We start from the raw sequence: 15,419 nt of genomic DNA on the forward strand, positions 1-15,419 counted from the left end.
GCTACTTCACGTGATCCGCCAGGCCCGTCGCCAACCCGTCGAAGACGGCGCGGCAGCGGGGGGTGGAGCGCAGATCCTCGTGCATGGCGACCCACACCCCCATGGGCAACTCGAAGCGGTCGGCCAGCAGCCGGACCAGATCGGGGTTCCGCCGCGCCAGCGGGACCTGACAGATGCCGATGCCGAACCCGGCCTCGATCGCTGCCAGCTGCGCCAGATGGCTGTCGGTGCGCAGGGCGAAGCGGGGCAGGGTGAGGCCCGGCACGCGCTGCATCATCGCGCGGATGTCCGGCGTCTCGCGGTCGAAGCCGATCAGGCTGTGGCCGTCGAACTCCTCCAGGCTGCGTGGCGTGCCGTGGCGCTCCAGGTAGCGGCGGTGGGCGTGCAGACCCAGCGCGATGCTGCCGACCCGCCGCACCAGAAGCGCCTGCTGGTCGGGCTCCACCATCCGCACGGCGACATCGGCATCGCGTTGCAGCAGATTGTCGATGCCGTTGGACAGCACCAGCTCGACCTCCAGCGCCGGATGGCGGCTCCGAAGGCCGGCCAGGATCGCCGGCAGGATGCGGGCGCCCACCACCTCGCTGGCGGTGACCCGCACCGTGCCGCGTACCTCCGCTCCCCATCCTGACGCCGTGCGCCACAGGCTGGCCGCCGCCGCATCCAATGCCTCCGCCTGCGGACGCAAGGCCAGCGCCGCGTCGGTCGGATCAAGCCCGCGCGGAGAGCGCACGAACAGGGAGCCGCCGACCGCCTCCTCCAGCGCGGCGATATGGCGGGCGAGGGTGGGTTGCGTCAACCCCAGGGCGCGTGCCGCCGCAGACAGCGACCCTTCACGGATCACCGCAAGGAAACTGCGGTAGAGGTCCCAGCTGGGTGGTGGCGGGTTCATCGATTTCAGTATAGCAACCCGCCACAGTTCGACAATTCCGTTCATCCGTTCCCCGGCCCATCCTTCCGCCGTCATGAAGCGAAAAGCGATGGGGGCAGCAATGGAACGGCAGGCGACCGGCACGGACAGGACCGCCCTGGTTCTGGGTGCGACCGGCGGAGTCGGCGGCGAGATGGCGCGGGCGCTGGCGGCGCGAGGCTGGACGGTGCGCGGTCTGCGCCGCAAACCGGCGGAGCGGCTGCGACAGGACGGAATTCAGTGGATGTTCGGCGACGCGATGAATGCCGCCGACGTGGCGGCGGCGGCCGAGGGCGCAGCGCTGATCGTCCACGCGGTGAATCCGCCGGGATACCGTCATTGGGACCGGTTGGTTCTACCCATGCTGGACAACAGCATCGCCGCAGCCTGCGTCAACCGTGCCCGCATCCTGCTGCCCGGCACCGTCTACAACTATGGCCCCGACGTCTTCCCGCTGATCCCGGAGACGGCGGCGCAGAACCCGCTCACCCGCAAGGGTGCCATCCGGGTGGAGATGGAGCGTCGGTTGCATCGCGCGGTGGGGCAGGGGGCGAGATTGCTGATCCTGCGCTGCGGCGACTTCTTCGGTCCGCAGGCGGGCAACAGCTGGTTCAGCCAAGGATTGCTGACGCCCGGCAAGCCGCCGACCCGGATCAACCAGCCGGGCCGGCCGGGGATCGGCCATCAATGGGCCTATCTGCCCGACGTGGCGGAAACCGCGATGCGTCTGCTCGACCGCGAGGCGGAGTTGGGCAACGACGCGATGTTCCACATGGATGGACACTGGGATGCCGATGGCGGCCGGATGGTCTCGGCCATCCTCCGCGCACTGGGCGAGCCAAGCCTGCCGGTGAGGCGGATGCCCTGGTGGGTGCTGCGGCTGGCCGGTCCGGCGGTGCCGCTGTTTCGCGAACTCAGCGAGATGCGCTATCTGTGGCAGGAACCGGTGCGGCTCGACAACCGCCGCCTGCTGGCCTTCCTGGGCGAGGAACCGCACACCCCGCTGGATCCGGCAGTGCGCAGGACGCTTGCCGGTTTGGAATATCTCAAGCTGGGGCATCTCCCCGCACTGCCGGCGGAAACGCCGGAGGCAGGGAGATGCATACCCGACCGCGTGGCCTCTCGCCGTATGGGCTGAGACCACACGGTTCAAACCAATCCTCAGACCACCGGACCCGGAGTGCCTTTGTTGGCTTCCAGGGCGCGGGCCAGGCCTTCCTCGATCTTCTTGGCCGCCTCTTCGGCGTTGCCCCAGCCGCGGACCTTCACCCACTTATTCTTTTCGAGATCCTTGTAGTGCTCGAAGAAGTGAGCGATCTGCTCGATCACGATCGACGGCAGGTCGGTGTAGTCCTTCACGTCGGTGTAGAACGGGTGCAGCTTGTCGACAGGAACGGCCAGCAGCTTCTCGTCCTCGCCGGCCTCGTCCTCCATGTACAGGACGCCGATGGGACGCGAGCGCAGGACCGCACCCGGGACGACGCCGTGCTGGCCGACGACGCAGACGTCCACCGGATCGCCGTCACCCGACAGGGTGTGCGGGATGAAGCCGTAGTTGCAGGGATAGAACATCGCGGTGTGCAGGAAACGGTCGACGAACACCGCGCCCGATTCCTTGTCGACTTCGTACTTCACCGGCTGGCCGCCGATCGGAATCTCGATGACGACGTTCACGTCCCAGGGGGCATTCTTACCCGCGGCGAGCTTGCTCAGATCCATGTATCGCGTTCCTTCGACTGGCGTATTCAGGGCACGTTCTTGTTTCGGCGCCGATGCCCGGTCCGGCGCCACGCGGGGCCGGAGTTTAGGCGGAACGCCGATCAAGGCCAAGGAACTTGCGTGGGCTCTTGCGCAGGTGCGGCAAAGGGGCAACCCTGCCGGGCATGGCCCGCCCGATCATCCTGCTCCTCATCCTTCTGGCTCTGCCGGCGCTCCGTCCGGCATGGGCGGAGGCCCCCGAACACCAAACGCCGACGCACGGCATCGCCATGCATGTCAGTGTAACGCATGGCATAGCCATGCACGGCGATCTGGCATTGCCGCCGGATTTCACCGCCTTCCCCTATGTCGACCCGGCCGCGGTGAAGGGCGGGACCATCCGGCAGGCAGTGACCGGCAGCTTCGACAGTCTCCACCCGCACATCGTCAAGGGCGTGCCGGCGCTGGGCCTGGGCTATGTGTTCGAGGCGCTGCTGACGCGGTCGTGGGACGAGCCCTTCTCGCTCTATGGTCTCCTGGCCGACCGGGTGGAGGTGGCCGGCGACCGCTCCGCCGTCACCTTCCGCATCAATCCCAAGGCGCGCTGGCATGACGGGACGCCGGTGACCGCCGACGACGTGCTGTTCTCCCTGGAGATGCAGCGGCGGCACGGCACGCCCAACCGTCGTTTGTTCTACGCCAAGGTCGCGGCAGCCGAAGCGCCCGATCCGCAGACCGTCCGCTTCGCCTTCGCCTCCAACCCGGACGGAGCCATCGACCGCGAGATGCCGCTGCTGATGGGGTTGATGCCGATCCATTCGAAAGCCTTCTGGACCGGACGCGACTTCAACCGCACGACGCTGGAGCCGATCGTCGGCAGCGGTCCCTACCGTATCGCCGCCGTCGATCCGGGAAGGCGCATCGTCTATGAGCGGGTGCGCGACTATTGGGGCCGCGACCTGCCTACCCGTGTCGGGCAGTTCAACGCCGATCGGCTGGAATTCGACTATTACCGCGATGATTCCGTGGCGCTGGAAGCCTTCAAGGCCGGGCAGGGCGATGTTCGTTACGAGAGCGATCCGGCCAAATGGGCCACCGGCTACGACGGCCCGGCCCTGCGCGACGGCCGCATTGTGCGGGAGGAACTGCCGAACCGGCGGCCGGAGCCGGCGCGCGGTCTGATCTTCAACACCCGCCGACCGATCTTCGCCGATCTGCGGGTGCGCCGGGCGTTGGGGATGGCGACCGACTTCGATTGGATCGGCCGCAGCCTGTTCCACGGGCTGCTGACCCGCACCGCCAGCTATTACCCCAACTCCGACCTTGCCGCTCGCGGCTTGCCGGAGGGGGAGGAGTTGCGGGCGCTGGAGCCATTCCGCGACCGGTTGCCGCCGGAGCTGTTCACCCACCCGTTCGCCCTGCCGGATGGCGGGACCGGCAACGGCCCGGCGGGCCTGCGCGCCAGCCGGCGCGAGGCGTTGCGGCTGCTGGAGCAGGCCGGCTGGCGGGTGCGCGACGGCCGGCTGACCGATGCGGCCGGGAATCGTTTCGCCTTCGAAATCATTCTCTCCGATCCATCGGAGGAGCGGGTGGCGCTGGAATTTGCCCGTTCGCTGGAGCCGCTGGGCATCGAAGCGCGCGTCCGGACGGTGGACAGTGCCCAGTTCCAGGGGCGGCTGGACCGTTTCGATTTCGATATGACTATGCGCTGGTGGGCGTCCAGCCTGTCTCCCGGAAACGAGCAGCTCTATTACTACGGGTCCGACGCGGCCGGGCAGGAGGGAAGCCGCAATCTGGCCGGCATCCGCGACCCGGTGGTCGACGAACTTGCCCGCTCCATCGCCGCGGCCACCACGCGGGCGGAGCTGGTCGGCCGGGTGCGGGCGCTGGACCGGGTGCTGCTGTGGGGACACTACATGGTCCCGCTGTTCCACAGCCCGGTGGACCGGATCGCCCGCTGGGCGACCTTGCGGCGCCCAGCCCTCACACCGCTGTATGGACCGATGGTGGAAAGCTGGTGGGTGGCGCCTTAGTGCCGTCGGTCGGACCTTCCCCCGCGAAAAGGGAGAAGGTCTTTTTCCCGGTGAGCGAGCCTACCGGTCGTGCAGCGGGGCCATCTGATCCAGGCGGTGGGCGAAGTCGATGTCGGACTGGGTCACGGCATCGGCGCTGCGGGTGTAGAGGATCACCTCCACCCGGCCGAGGTCGTTGAACCATTCGGGATGGTGGCCGGTCTTCTCGGCCAGCAGGGCGACCTGGTTCATGAACCCCCAGGCGGCCGGGAAGTCGGCGAAATGGAAGGTCTTGCGTATGGCGTCGCGTTCCAGCACCTCCGACCAGCCGTGCAGTTCCTTCAGTGCCGTCTGGCGATGCGCGCCAACCAAACGATCGGACATGATAACCTCCCTTTCTTTCGTCCCTCTTTTGCCGCCCGCAGCTTCTTGGCGAACGGGCAGCGGTCCGCTACCTTCTGCGGCATGATACGGAAACCTTCAGGTCCCCATACGGTTCCGCCCACGGTCGAAGACCTGGAGCGCATGGCCGAAGAAGCGCTTGAAACCATCCCGGCGGAGCTTCTGGCCCCGGTCGGAAACCTCGTCATCCATGTCGAGGATTTTCCCGATGAGGATACCGAGCGGGAGATGGAGCTGGAAAGCCCATTCGATCTGCTGGGGCTGTACCGGGGTGTGGATCTGACGCGGCAAAGCGTCGCCGACCTGCGCGGCGGGCCGGACATGATCTTCCTCTACCGCCGGCCGATCCTGGATTACTGGTGCGAGACGGGCGAAGAATTGCCGGCCATCGTCCGCCATGTCCTGATCCATGAGATCGGCCATCATTTCGGCTTCTCCGACGACGACATGGAGCGGATCGAGACGATGGAGTAGGTGGAGGGGGAGGGCGTTCAGCCCTCCAGCGCGTCGGCCACCCGGCGGCGCAGGGCCGGCACCAGTTCCTCCTCGAACCAGGGGTTCCGGTTCAGCCAGGCGGTGTTGCGCCAGCTCGGGTGCGGCAGCGGGATATAGGCCGGTCCGTAGTCGCGCCAGTTCGCCACCGTCTCCGTCATCGTCGCCTTCCGGCGGTCGCCCAGATAGCGCGTTTGGGCGTACTGCCCGATCAGCAGGGTCAGCCGGACGCCCGACAGCGCGTCGAGCACCGGCGGGTGCCACAAGGGCGCGCATTCGGGTCTTGGCGGGTAATCGCCGCCCTTCGGCATGGTTCCGGGATAGCACAGCCCCATCGGCACCACGGCGATGCGGGATTCGTCGTAGAAGGCGGTCCGGTCCATCGCCAGCCACTTGCGCAGCCGGTCGCCGGAGGCGTCGTCCCAGGGGATGCCGCTGGCATGCACCCGTGCGCCGGGCGCTTGGCCGACGATCAGCAGGCGGGCGGCGGGGGTGCCGCGCAGGACAGGGCGACAGCCGTGTGGCAGGACGCCCGCGCACAGCGTGCAGGCGCGCACCCTCGCGAACAGGCGGTCCAGGTCGGAACCGCCTTCAATCATGTCATCGGACAATCGATAGCAAATCCTGGACGAAGGCCGGCACCACCTGGGTCGCCGGGCCGTTGATCGAGCTGTGGAAATAGGACGCGCCTTCCGAGGGTTCCAGGTTCAGCTCGACCGTATAGGCGCCGGCCGACCGCGCCTCTGCCACAAATCCGGCAGCGGGGTAGACATGGCCCGATGTGCCGATCGACACGAACAGGTCGCATTCCTCCAGCGCCCGCTGGATGCGCTCCATCTGGTAGGGCATCTCGCCGAACCACACCACGTCCGGCCGCATGCCGCCCTTGCGCCCGCAGGTCAGGCAATGGTCGTGCACCGACAGGTCGCCCTGCACCTCCACCACCGTGCGGCAATGCAGGCAAAAGGCCTTCAGCAGTTCGCCATGCATGTGCAGCGGCGCCGTCGACCCACCGCGCTCGTGCAGATCGTCGATGTTCTGGGTCACCAGCAGGACATCGCCCTTCCAGCGCCGCTCCAGCTCCGCCAGCGCCCGGTGCGCGGCGTTGGGCTGCACCGCCGGGTCGGCGAGGCCGTGGCGACGGTCGTTGTAGAAGCGGTGGACGAGGTCGGGGTTGCGCGCGAAGCCCTGCGGCGTCGCCACATCCTCCAGATCGACCTGGCTCCAGATGCCGCCGGCGCAGCGGAAGGTGTCCAGCCCCGATTCCTTGGAAATCCCGGCCCCGGTCAGGATGACGATCGAGTCGGTCGGACGCAGGCGGTTGGTCAGCGCGGGTGAGGGCATGGCATCCCCTTGATGTCTGGCGATCGGATTCACGCTTCAAATCGAGTCCGATTTTACGCGATCCGATCTAACGGTTCGGAAACCGGTCATGTGGAAAACTGCTGCGGCGTACGCTCGTCGCGCCCGGAAGTAAAGCCGCTGAAAAGAAGGAAGGGGGATACCGCAGGTGGTCAAGGTCCTGTTCGTCTGCACGGGCAACATCTGCCGCTCGCCGACCGCCGAGGGGGTGTTCCGCCATCTGGCCGAGCGCGCCGGTCTCGGGCCGCATGTGATCGCCGATTCCGCCGGCACCCACAGCTATCATGTCGGCGAGCCACCCGACCTGCGCACGCAATACGCGGCACTGGCCCGCGGTGTCGACCTGTCGGCTCTGCGTGCCCGCAAGGTGGCGGCGGCCGACTTCACCCGCTTCGACCATATCCTGGCGATGGACCACGGCCATCTGGCCCAGCTGCGCCGCATCGCTCCGCCGGGTACCACCGCATCGCTCCGCCTGTTCCTGGACGACGCGCCGGGATTTGAGGGCCGCGAGGTTCCCGATCCTTATTATGGTGGCCCGGACGGTTTCGAAGAGGTGCTGGACCTGTGCGAGGCCGGGTCGCACGGCCTGCTGGACCGCCTGATGCGCGAAAGCAAGTTTCCGATTCGCGAACGCATCGGTTAACGTCTCGCTGTGACCCGGTTGCTTGGTTTATGCTGCCGGGATTAGCCCTTTCGGAGCATCCGTCCGCCATGACCAGCGCAGCCACCGGCACCACCACGCCCGGCGGAATCCTCGACGGCATCGTGCTGTTCGAGGCCTTCTCGCCGGAGGAGCGCGCGGCCGTGGCCTCGCGCGGGCGGGTGTTCGATGCACCGGTCGGCACGGTGCTGATGCGCGAAGGCGACGGCGCCAGCTCGCTTTATGTGCTGCTGGACGGCACGGTGCGGGTGGTGCGCAACGACCAGTTCGGCGGTCAGGTGGAGGTCGGATTCCGCCGCGCCGGCGACTGTTTCGGCGAGATGGCGCTGATCGACGGCGGCGCCCGCTCCGCCTCGGTGATCGCCGCCACGCCGGTGACGGTGTTCGAGCTGGAACGCGAGCTGTTCCTGGCGCTGATCTCCCCCTCGCCCGATCTGCTGGCGAAGCTGCTGCGCGAACTCAGCCGGATGATCCGCGAGGTGTCGGAACGGGTGGTGCGCGAGGATCTGGAGCGCCGCACCCGCATCGCCGAATCGGCTTTGGCCCGCCAGCGCGCCATCACCCAGGCGGTGACCGGGCTGGCGCATGAGTTGAACACGCCGCTCGGCGTCTGCGTCACCGCCGCCAGCCACCTGCAGGAGATGGCCCGTCCCGGCAACGGCCCGCTCGCAACCGAGGAGTTGCGCGAGCCGGCCGCCCTGCTCGATGCCAATCTCGCGCGCGCGGTGGAGCTGGTGGAGGCGTTTTCCGCCATCGCCGCCTGCCAGAACGCCGAACCGTTGGAGGCGCTGGACCTGCGCCAGACGGCGGCCGACATCGCGGCGCTGTTCGCCGTCCAGCATCCGGAGCTGCCGCTGGCCTTGCGGGTGATGCCGGGCGCCCCCTGTCCCTGGATCGGCTGCACCCAACCGCTGGAGCGAGTGTTGCACCACCTGTTCGCCAACGCCGCCGCCCATGGCTATGCCGGCGGTCCCGGCGTCGCCGAGGTGGCGGTGGAGCCGGCGACGCTGGATGCGGTGCCGGCCTGGAACCTGATCGTCCGCGACCGCGGCGCCGGCATTCCGGCGGAGCATCTGCCGCTCCTGACCGATCCCTTCTTCACCACCGCCCGCAGCCGCGGCCACAAGGGGTTGGGTCTGGCGGTGGTCTTCAACACGGTGACCGGCCCGCTCGGCGGCAGGGTCGCCTTCGACAGCGCGCCGGGGGCCGGCACGACGGTGACGATCACCCTGCCGCAGGAGCTGTGAGGGCGGAAGCCGCCGTCGCCTTCTACCCGTGCAGGGCGAGCCCCTTCACCGTCTTGTCGACCGCCTTCTTCGGCCCGCGCAGGGCCAGTCCGACCAGATCGGGGGCGGCCGGATCCTCGGCCCGGAAAGCGGCACGGTTGGCGGCATCGTGCCCCGTGGCGAACATGGCGGCGACGTAGGGCACCAGTGTCAGCCCCCGTTCCAAGGCGCCGTCGCGGACCGCCCGCAGCCGGTCGCCATCGGCTGCGAAGATCATGATCGGCTGGCCGAGCATCCGGCCATAGCGTCGGTCGGCACCGTCGACATAGGGCTCGCCCAGCGCTTCGGGGGCTGCGGCGGCGATGCCGGTGGCCAGGAAGGCGGCGACGTTCAGCTTCTGCCACACCGGCAGATCAGCGCGGATGACCAGCGCGACCTTGGTGTCGAAGCGGATGGGTGCGTCAGGGGCGATGGGTTCGGCTATCTGGGTATCGGGCATGGCGGTAGTCTCCTTCGCCCATCCAGATGCCGGATGATCGCGTCTCAGTCTGGAACGTTCGTGCACAGATCGCGGTAGGCGGCGGGCGTCATGCCGTAGGCGCGGCGGAACCAGCGGCCCAGATGGCTCTGGTCTGCGAACCCGACCTCTGCCGCGACCAGGGCCGGGGCCTCGCCGCCGGCCAGCCGCCGCCGGGCGGCGCGCAGGCGCAGCCGGACCAGATAGGCATGCGGCGACAGGCCGAAGGCGGCGCGGAAGGCGCGGTTCAGACGGAAGCGGTCGACGCCGGCGGCGGCCGACAGCTCGTCCAGCCCGACATCCTCGGCCATGCGGGCGTGCAGCAGGTCGCGCGCCAGGGCGGCGGCGCGGTCGGGGCGCAGGCGCTGGCGGTCCGGCGGTGGGGCAACATGACCGGTCAGCCTCGCCGCCAGACGGTCCACCGACAGGTCGCGGGCAAGCCGCCCCTCCCCGCGGTGCAGGGCCAGGAAGGCGGACAGGATCGCCGCGGCAAGTCCGGGATCGTCGGCCAGCGTGTCGCGGAAGCCCAAACAGCCGGTGGCACGCGGCATCAGATCGTTCAAGGCATCGGTGCGCGCGGTCAGCAGCGGCACCGGCAGGTAGAGCATGGCGTAGGTGAAGCCGTCCTCAGCGGGGCTATGGCCGTCATGGGCCTCGCCGGGTTCGATCAGGATGACGCGGCCGGGGGTGCTGGTGTGCAGCCGCCGCCGGCAGCGGAAGGCCTGCACCCCCTGTTCGGTGACGCCGACCAGCAGCTCGTCATGGTCGTGCAGGTCATAGGCATGGCCGCGGAAATGGGCGCGGATGGTCTCTATGCCGGTCTCCGCGTCGCGGCGGACCGCCACCCAGTCCTGCTTGCCGTCCGCCATGCGTCCCATGCGGCACCCCCATTGCCGGATCGTCGGTCAGTAGATCAGCTCGTTCTCGCCGCCGCCTTCGGAGATGACCAGTTCGCCGCGGGCGGCGAGGTCCTTGGCCAGCTGGACCATGTACATCTGCGCCTCGTCCACGTCGCGGACGCGGACCGGGCCCATGGCAGCCATGTCCTCGCGCAGGATCTTGGCCGCGCGCTCGGACATGTTGGAGAAGAACAGATCCTTCAGCGACTCCGACGCGCCCTTCAGCGCGGTGCCCAGCTTCTGCTTGTCCACCGTGCGCAGGACGGTCTGGACGCCGCCGGGGTCGAGCTTCGACAGATCCTCGAAGGTGAACATCAGCGACTTGATGCGCTCGGCGCTGTCGCGGTTGCGCTCCTCCAGGGCCGCCATGAAGCGGTGCTCGGTGGTGCGGTCCAGTCCGTTGAAGATCTCCGCCAGCATTTCGTGGCTGTCGCGGCGGCTGGTGCGGGCGAGATTGGTCATGAACTCCGTGCGCAGCGTGCGCTCAACATCGTCCAGAACCTCCTTCTGCACCGCCTCCATGCGCAGCATCCGCATGACGACCTCCATGGCGAAGCTTTCCGGAAGCTGGGTCAGCACCCGGCCGGCATGTTCGGGACGGATCTTGGACAGGACGACCGCGACGGTCTGCGGGTACTCGTTCTTCAGGTAGTTGGACAGGACCGATTCGTTGACGTTCGCCAGCTTGTCCCACATCGTACGGCCCGCCGGACCACGGATTTCCTCCATGATCTGGTCGACCTTGTCCTTGGGCAGGGTCTTCAGCAGCAGCCGCTCGGTCGAATCGAAGGAGCCGACGAGCGAGCCGGTGGCCGACATCTGCTCGGCGAACTCGACGAACAGGCGCTCGATCAGGTTGGCCGACACCGTGCCCAGGTTCGCCATCACCTGGGACAGCTCCTTGATCTCCTCGTCGTCCATCAGCGAGAACAGTCTGGTGGCATGCTCTTCGCCCAGCGCGAGCATCATGATGGCGGCCTTTTCCGGGCCGGTGAGGGTCCGGTAATCCTCGCGAACCTTCAACGCCATCTGTCCGCCTCCACCGATCCGCCCACCTCGCGCCGGAGGCGGGCGGTTCATTCTTACACGTCAGGTTTCCTATTCTTCCGTTTTAATACGATCCGCTTGCGCATTCCATCCCTTCAGGGGAGAGGGGTGGGGACGAATTCAACCAATTCCCCCACCCTTCCTGCCGCCCCTTGCCCCCGCCGGCTGTAACCTCAGCCGAACCGCTTGGCGATCACGGCATAGGCGGCGCGCAGGCCCAGCGCCTCGCCGCCTTCCGGACGGCCGGGACGGGCGGAACCGTTCCAGGCATAGGTGTCCAGGTGCGCCCAAGGCGTGCCCTTCGACACGAATTCCTGCAGGAACAGCCCGGCGGTGATGGCGCCGGCGAAGCCGTTGGTGGTGACGTTGTTGATGTCCGCCACCTTGCTGTCCAACCCCTTGCGGTAGGGCGCCCACAGCGGCAGCCGCCACATCGGGTCGTCCACCGCGCTCCCGGCCTCCGTCAGGTCGTTGGCCAGCGCGTCGTCGTTGCACATCAGCGCCGGCAGGTCGGGCCCCAGCGCCACGCGGGCGGCGCCGGTCAGGGTGGCGAAGTCGATCAGCAGCTCCGGCTTCTCCGAATCGGCCTCCGCCAGCGCATCACACAGGATCAGGCGGCCTTCGGCATCGGTGTTGCCGACCTCCACCGTCAGGCCCTTGCGGGTCTTCAGCACGTCCTGCGGCTTGAAGCTGTCGCCGGACACGACATTCTCCACCGCGGGCACCAGCACGCGCAGCCGAACCGGCAGCCCGGCCATCATGATCATCCGGCCGAGCGCCAGCGCATGCGCAGCCCCGCCCATGTCCTTCTTCATGATGAGCATGGCCGAGGACGGCTTCAGGTCCAGCCCGCCGGTGTCGAAGCACACGCCCTTGCCGACGATGGTGACCTTCGGATGCTGCGGGTTGCCCCAGCGCAGGTCGATCAGCCGCGGTTCGCGCGGGCTGGCGCGGCCGACGGCATGGATGGCCGGATAGTCGCGGTCGAGCAGGTCCTGCCCGACGATCACCTCGACCGCCGCATCGAACTCCGCCGCCAGATCCTGCGCCGCCTGGGCCAGTTCGGCCGGACCCATGTCGCAGGCCGGGGTGTTCACCAGATCGCGCACCAGCCAGGTGGCGGTCGCCGCCCGCTCCACCTCGCCGCGGTCGGCCTCCGCCGGCCAGACCAGATTGGCGAAGCCCTTCTCCGGCGGCTTCCTGTAGCGGGTGAAGCGATAGCTGCCGAGCGCCCAGCCCAGCGCGGCCCGTGTCGCCGCCCGCGCGTCCAGTGCCGCGTCGATCTTGTAGGAGCCGGCCGGAAGCGAGGCGGGCATCCCGGCGAAGGCCCACAAATCGTCGATGGCCGACACGCCGGCCAGCATATGGGCGACGCCCCCGTCCGGTCCCGGCAGGAAGACGGTCGATCCGGCCTCGCCGGTGAAGCCGACCGCCTTGACCCAGGATGCTGTGGCCGGCGATTGCGCGGCCAGCCAGTCGGGCAGCCCGGCCTTGGTCACGGGGGTGAGGGCGACGGTGTCGGGGCCGTCGACGGCAAGCAGGGTGGCGAGCAAGACTGGGGAATCCTTCTCACGAGATCACGTCACGCATCCGATGCGGATGCCCATCCTCCAAGGATGGCGCGGCCGGCCCCGGCTGGAAAGGGGTGCGATGCGCCGGGCAGGCATGGGCGGGCTGTGAAAGTCGGCGGATGGAACAGAGTGGAACGGTTTTCCGGGCATGTTCCAGTGTTCCATCCGGCCGTCCCGGTCCGGCCATGCCTCCCTTTCGACGGGTCAGGATGGAACGGATGAAACAATGTGAAACAGGCTTCCGGCGATGTTCCATTGTTCCCTGTGCCGGGCGGGTCGCGGTTGGGCGATCCTGCCGGAACGGCGTGGGACGATCTGCTGCAATGGAACGGCGCATCGGGGACATGCCGCGACCCTCCCAATTTCGTAGGTAAAATATCCTAACACAGGGAGAGGAAGCCGCCAGTGCTTCTTGCCGACCAGGGAGCTAGTCGCTTCCCGTCTGAGGCACGGGAGACGGTTGAACGTCGGCCAGCGCGATTTCGATCCGCTCCTTGCCCTTGCCGGTGTTGCGACGCTTGAGGGTCAGCGCGCCGATCTCGCCGGTCCGGCGCAGGTGGGTGCCGCCGCAGGGCACCCTGGCGAAGCCGGGGATCTCCCAGAAGCGGCGCTCGGCAGCCTCGTCGCTGAAGCCGCTCAGGATGCGGGTGTCGGCGGCGACGATGCGCGCGGCCTCGGCGGCGAATTCGGGCAGCAGCGGGGTCAGCGGCTCGTTCCAGGCGAAGTCGATGCGCGCCTTGTCGGCGGCGATATGGGCGCCGACCTTGTGGATGCCGGGCAGGCGGCCCATCACCAGTTCAAGCACGATCTCGGCTGCGAAGTGCAGGCGCATCAGCCGGTAGCGGCGTTCCCAGTCGATCTCCAGAGCGACGGCTTCGCCGGGGCCGAGGCCGTGGCCGGGCGCAAGCCTGTAGCGGATCTCGCGACCGTCCTTGCGGGCCTCCAGCACCTCGAGGCCGCCGATCGTGCCGGCATCGCTCTCCTGCCCGCCGGAGAGCGCATAGAGGATGGTGGCCTCCAGCGTCACCTCGTCGCCGTCGACCGTGGCTATGCGGCTATCCAGGCGGGTGCGGTAGGGATCGTCCCAGAACATCTTCCGGGTCATGGAGAACCTCGCGCAACGTAACGGATCGGTTTGTGTCGCGGATGGACAGTCCGCCCGCCCACACGGCCATATAATAGACCGGTCTCGATGAAATGCCCGGAAAAGCGTTGTCGCGCGGATGGGGCAGATGCTTGCTCCGGCGCAACCCGAAGGCTTGCTCCGGTCCCGGTGCCGGGTCATGCTCACGCCCCCGCAGATTGCATGTCCTGAAAGGTGCAGCCCGATGTCCGACCTGACTCTGGTGATGGGAAACAAGGCTTATTCGTCGTGGTCGCTTCGCCCCTGGTTGGCGATGAAGCAGGCGGGTCTTGCCTTTGCCGAGACCGTCATTCCCCTGCGCCAGCCGGACACCGCCGCGCGCATCGCCGAGCATTCGCCGTCGGGCCGCGTGCCGTCCCTGATCCATGCCGGGCTGACCGTGTGGGATTCGCTGGCGATCTGCGAATATGTGGCGGAACTGGCGCCCGAGGCCGGGCTGTGGCCGGCGGACCGGGCGGCGCGGGCGGTCGCGCGGGCGGTGTCGGCGGAGATGCATTCCGGCTTCGTGTCGCTGCGCACCAGCATGCCGATGAACCTGAAGGGCGACCGCAAAGGGCAGGGCATGACGGATGCGACCGCCGCGGACATCGCCCGCATCGAGGCGCTGTGGGCCGATATGCGCGCGCGCTTCGGCATCCCGGCGGGCGGGCCGTTCCTGTTCGGAGCCTTTACCATCGCCGACACCATGTTCGCCCCGGTGGTGACGCGGCTGGAGACCTATGGCGTTGCGGAGTCGCCGGAGTCGCGGGCCTACATGGATGCCGTGCTGGCGCTGCCGGCGATGCGGGAATGGATCGCGGCGGCCAAGGAAGAGCCTTGGGAGTTCGAGCCTTGAGCAATGCCGGCTTCACCATCCGGCCGGCGGGGCCGGAGGATGCCGAGGCGGTCGGCGCGCTGCTCCGGGCCTCATACCCGCCGCTGATGGCCGCGGGCTATCCGGCGGACGTGCTGGAGCGCGCCCTGCCGGCGATGATGAAGGCCAACCCGCTGCTGCTGCGGTCGGGCACCTATCATTTGGCGGTGTCAGAGGGCGGCGCCGTCATCGGCTGCGGCGGCTGGACCCGCGAACCGCCGGGAGCGCCCTGCCAGCCGGTCGATCCAACGGTCGGGCATATCCGGCATTTCGCCACCCATCCCGATGTTTTGCGCCGCGGCGTCGGCAGCGCCCTTCTCGGCCGCTGCATCGAGGAAGCGCGGGTTGCCGGCGTTCGCCGGCTGGAGTGCCTGTCGAGCCTCGTTGCCGAGCGGTTCTATGAGTCGGCAGGCTTCCGCGCGGTTGGAAAGCGGTCGGTGATCCTGGCGCCCGGCGTCCAGTTCGACAGCATCGTCATGGTACTGGAGCTGACTCCACCCACCGGTTGACGCAACCCCGAATGAGAAACGGCGCGCCGTCCTGCCGGATGGCGCGCCGTTTTCATGTCCGCTCCTCAATTCCCCCTCTCCCCCCCGGGGAGAGGGTCGGGGTGAGGGGGAGG

Annotated in this window: 17 protein-coding genes; 7 read left to right on the forward strand and 10 right to left on the reverse strand. The window is 68.3% G+C overall.

Annotated features, from left to right (window positions below; genetic code table 11):
- Position 1: 1 nt before the first annotated feature.
- Positions 2 to 937 (reverse strand): LysR family transcriptional regulator, encoded by a 936-nt coding sequence (locus FZ983_RS12315; protein ID WP_247883726.1) that lies wholly within the window; start codon positions 935 to 937, stop codon positions 2 to 4.
- Between the two features lie 43 nt (positions 938 to 980).
- On the opposite strand from FZ983_RS12315, the gene FZ983_RS12320 reads away from it, so the two are divergent.
- Positions 981 to 2,048: an NAD(P)H-binding protein gene (locus FZ983_RS12320; RefSeq protein ID WP_247883727.1), complete on the forward strand. Its 1,068-nt coding sequence runs from the start codon at positions 981 to 983 to the stop codon at positions 2,046 to 2,048.
- A 23-nt stretch (positions 2,049 to 2,071) separates the two neighbouring features.
- Here the strand turns inward: FZ983_RS12320 and ppa are convergent, their stop codons facing one another.
- Entirely contained in the window at positions 2,072 to 2,629 is a 558-nt protein-coding gene (ppa, locus tag FZ983_RS12325) for an inorganic diphosphatase (protein ID WP_149223834.1), read from the reverse strand.
- 164 nt (positions 2,630 to 2,793) lie between these two features.
- Between ppa and FZ983_RS12330 the strand changes: the two genes are divergently transcribed.
- The gene (locus tag FZ983_RS12330) at positions 2,794 to 4,641 is read left to right on the forward strand and encodes an extracellular solute-binding protein (protein ID WP_149223835.1); all 1,848 of its coding nucleotides are present in this window, start codon (positions 2,794 to 2,796) and stop codon (positions 4,639 to 4,641) included.
- A gap of 60 nt (positions 4,642 to 4,701) precedes the next feature.
- On the opposite strand, the gene FZ983_RS12335 is transcribed toward FZ983_RS12330, so the two are convergent.
- Positions 4,702 to 5,004, reverse strand: coding sequence for a 4a-hydroxytetrahydrobiopterin dehydratase (locus FZ983_RS12335; RefSeq protein ID WP_149223836.1), 303 nt, complete (start codon positions 5,002 to 5,004; stop codon positions 4,702 to 4,704).
- Between the two features lie 141 nt (positions 5,005 to 5,145).
- Between FZ983_RS12335 and FZ983_RS12340 the strand changes: the two genes are divergently transcribed.
- Complete coding sequence (locus FZ983_RS12340; protein WP_014249055.1) at positions 5,146 to 5,496, forward strand: metallopeptidase family protein; 351 nt, start codon at positions 5,146 to 5,148, stop codon at positions 5,494 to 5,496.
- A gap of 17 nt (positions 5,497 to 5,513) precedes the next feature.
- Here FZ983_RS12340 and FZ983_RS12345 read toward each other — a convergent pair whose 3' ends face one another.
- Positions 5,514 to 6,113 carry a uracil-DNA glycosylase family protein gene (locus tag FZ983_RS12345; protein WP_188092312.1) on the reverse strand — a complete coding sequence of 200 codons (600 nt, stop codon included), beginning with the start codon at positions 6,111 to 6,113 and terminating at the stop codon, positions 5,514 to 5,516.
- Position 6,114: 1 nt separating this feature from the next.
- Positions 6,115 to 6,858: an NAD-dependent deacylase gene (locus FZ983_RS12350; protein WP_149223838.1), complete on the reverse strand. Its 744-nt coding sequence runs from the start codon at positions 6,856 to 6,858 to the stop codon at positions 6,115 to 6,117.
- 166 nt (positions 6,859 to 7,024) lie between these two features.
- On the opposite strand from FZ983_RS12350, the gene FZ983_RS12355 reads away from it, so the two are divergent.
- The gene (locus FZ983_RS12355; protein WP_149223839.1) at positions 7,025 to 7,522 is read left to right on the forward strand and encodes a low molecular weight protein-tyrosine-phosphatase; all 498 of its coding nucleotides are present in this window, start codon (positions 7,025 to 7,027) and stop codon (positions 7,520 to 7,522) included.
- 68 nt (positions 7,523 to 7,590) lie between these two features.
- Positions 7,591 to 8,787 carry a cyclic nucleotide-binding domain-containing protein gene (locus tag FZ983_RS12360; RefSeq protein WP_149223840.1) on the forward strand — a complete coding sequence of 399 codons (1,197 nt, stop codon included), beginning with the start codon at positions 7,591 to 7,593 and terminating at the stop codon, positions 8,785 to 8,787.
- 22 nt (positions 8,788 to 8,809) lie between these two features.
- On the opposite strand, the gene FZ983_RS12365 is transcribed toward FZ983_RS12360, so the two are convergent.
- The 5 genes from FZ983_RS12365 to FZ983_RS12385 form a co-directional block, all read right to left on the reverse strand.
- On the reverse strand, positions 8,810 to 9,265 hold the full coding sequence (locus FZ983_RS12365) for a DUF2000 domain-containing protein (protein ID WP_149223841.1): 456 nt from the start codon (positions 9,263 to 9,265) through the stop codon (positions 8,810 to 8,812).
- 44 nt (positions 9,266 to 9,309) lie between these two features.
- Positions 9,310 to 10,161: an AraC family transcriptional regulator gene (locus FZ983_RS12370; RefSeq protein ID WP_149223842.1), complete on the reverse strand. Its 852-nt coding sequence runs from the start codon at positions 10,159 to 10,161 to the stop codon at positions 9,310 to 9,312.
- 27 nt (positions 10,162 to 10,188) lie between these two features.
- Complete coding sequence (fliG, locus tag FZ983_RS12375) at positions 10,189 to 11,211, reverse strand: flagellar motor switch protein FliG (RefSeq protein ID WP_149223843.1); 1,023 nt, start codon at positions 11,209 to 11,211, stop codon at positions 10,189 to 10,191.
- Between the two features lie 191 nt (positions 11,212 to 11,402).
- Positions 11,403 to 12,782: a leucyl aminopeptidase family protein gene (locus tag FZ983_RS12380; protein ID WP_149223844.1), complete on the reverse strand. Its 1,380-nt coding sequence runs from the start codon at positions 12,780 to 12,782 to the stop codon at positions 11,403 to 11,405.
- A gap of 445 nt (positions 12,783 to 13,227) precedes the next feature.
- A complete protein-coding gene (locus FZ983_RS12385; RefSeq protein ID WP_149223845.1) occupies positions 13,228 to 13,905 on the reverse strand; it encodes an alanyl-tRNA editing protein in 678 nt (225 codons plus the stop codon).
- Positions 13,906 to 14,128: 223 nt separating this feature from the next.
- Here FZ983_RS12385 and FZ983_RS12390 point away from each other — a divergent pair, with 223 nt between their 5' ends.
- Together FZ983_RS12390 and FZ983_RS12395 are read left to right on the forward strand one after the other, a co-directional pair.
- Positions 14,129 to 14,779, forward strand: coding sequence for a glutathione S-transferase family protein (locus FZ983_RS12390; protein WP_149223846.1), 651 nt, complete (start codon positions 14,129 to 14,131; stop codon positions 14,777 to 14,779).
- Positions 14,776 to 15,306: a GNAT family N-acetyltransferase gene (locus FZ983_RS12395; RefSeq protein WP_247883728.1), complete on the forward strand. Its 531-nt coding sequence runs from the start codon at positions 14,776 to 14,778 to the stop codon at positions 15,304 to 15,306. Before FZ983_RS12390 ends, FZ983_RS12395 begins: the two co-directional genes overlap by 4 nt.
- Positions 15,307 to 15,419 lie beyond the last annotated feature (113 nt).

The organism is Azospirillum sp. B21 (assembly GCF_008364825.1).
In the GTDB taxonomy this organism is placed as follows: Bacteria; Pseudomonadota; Alphaproteobacteria; order Azospirillales; family Azospirillaceae; genus Azospirillum.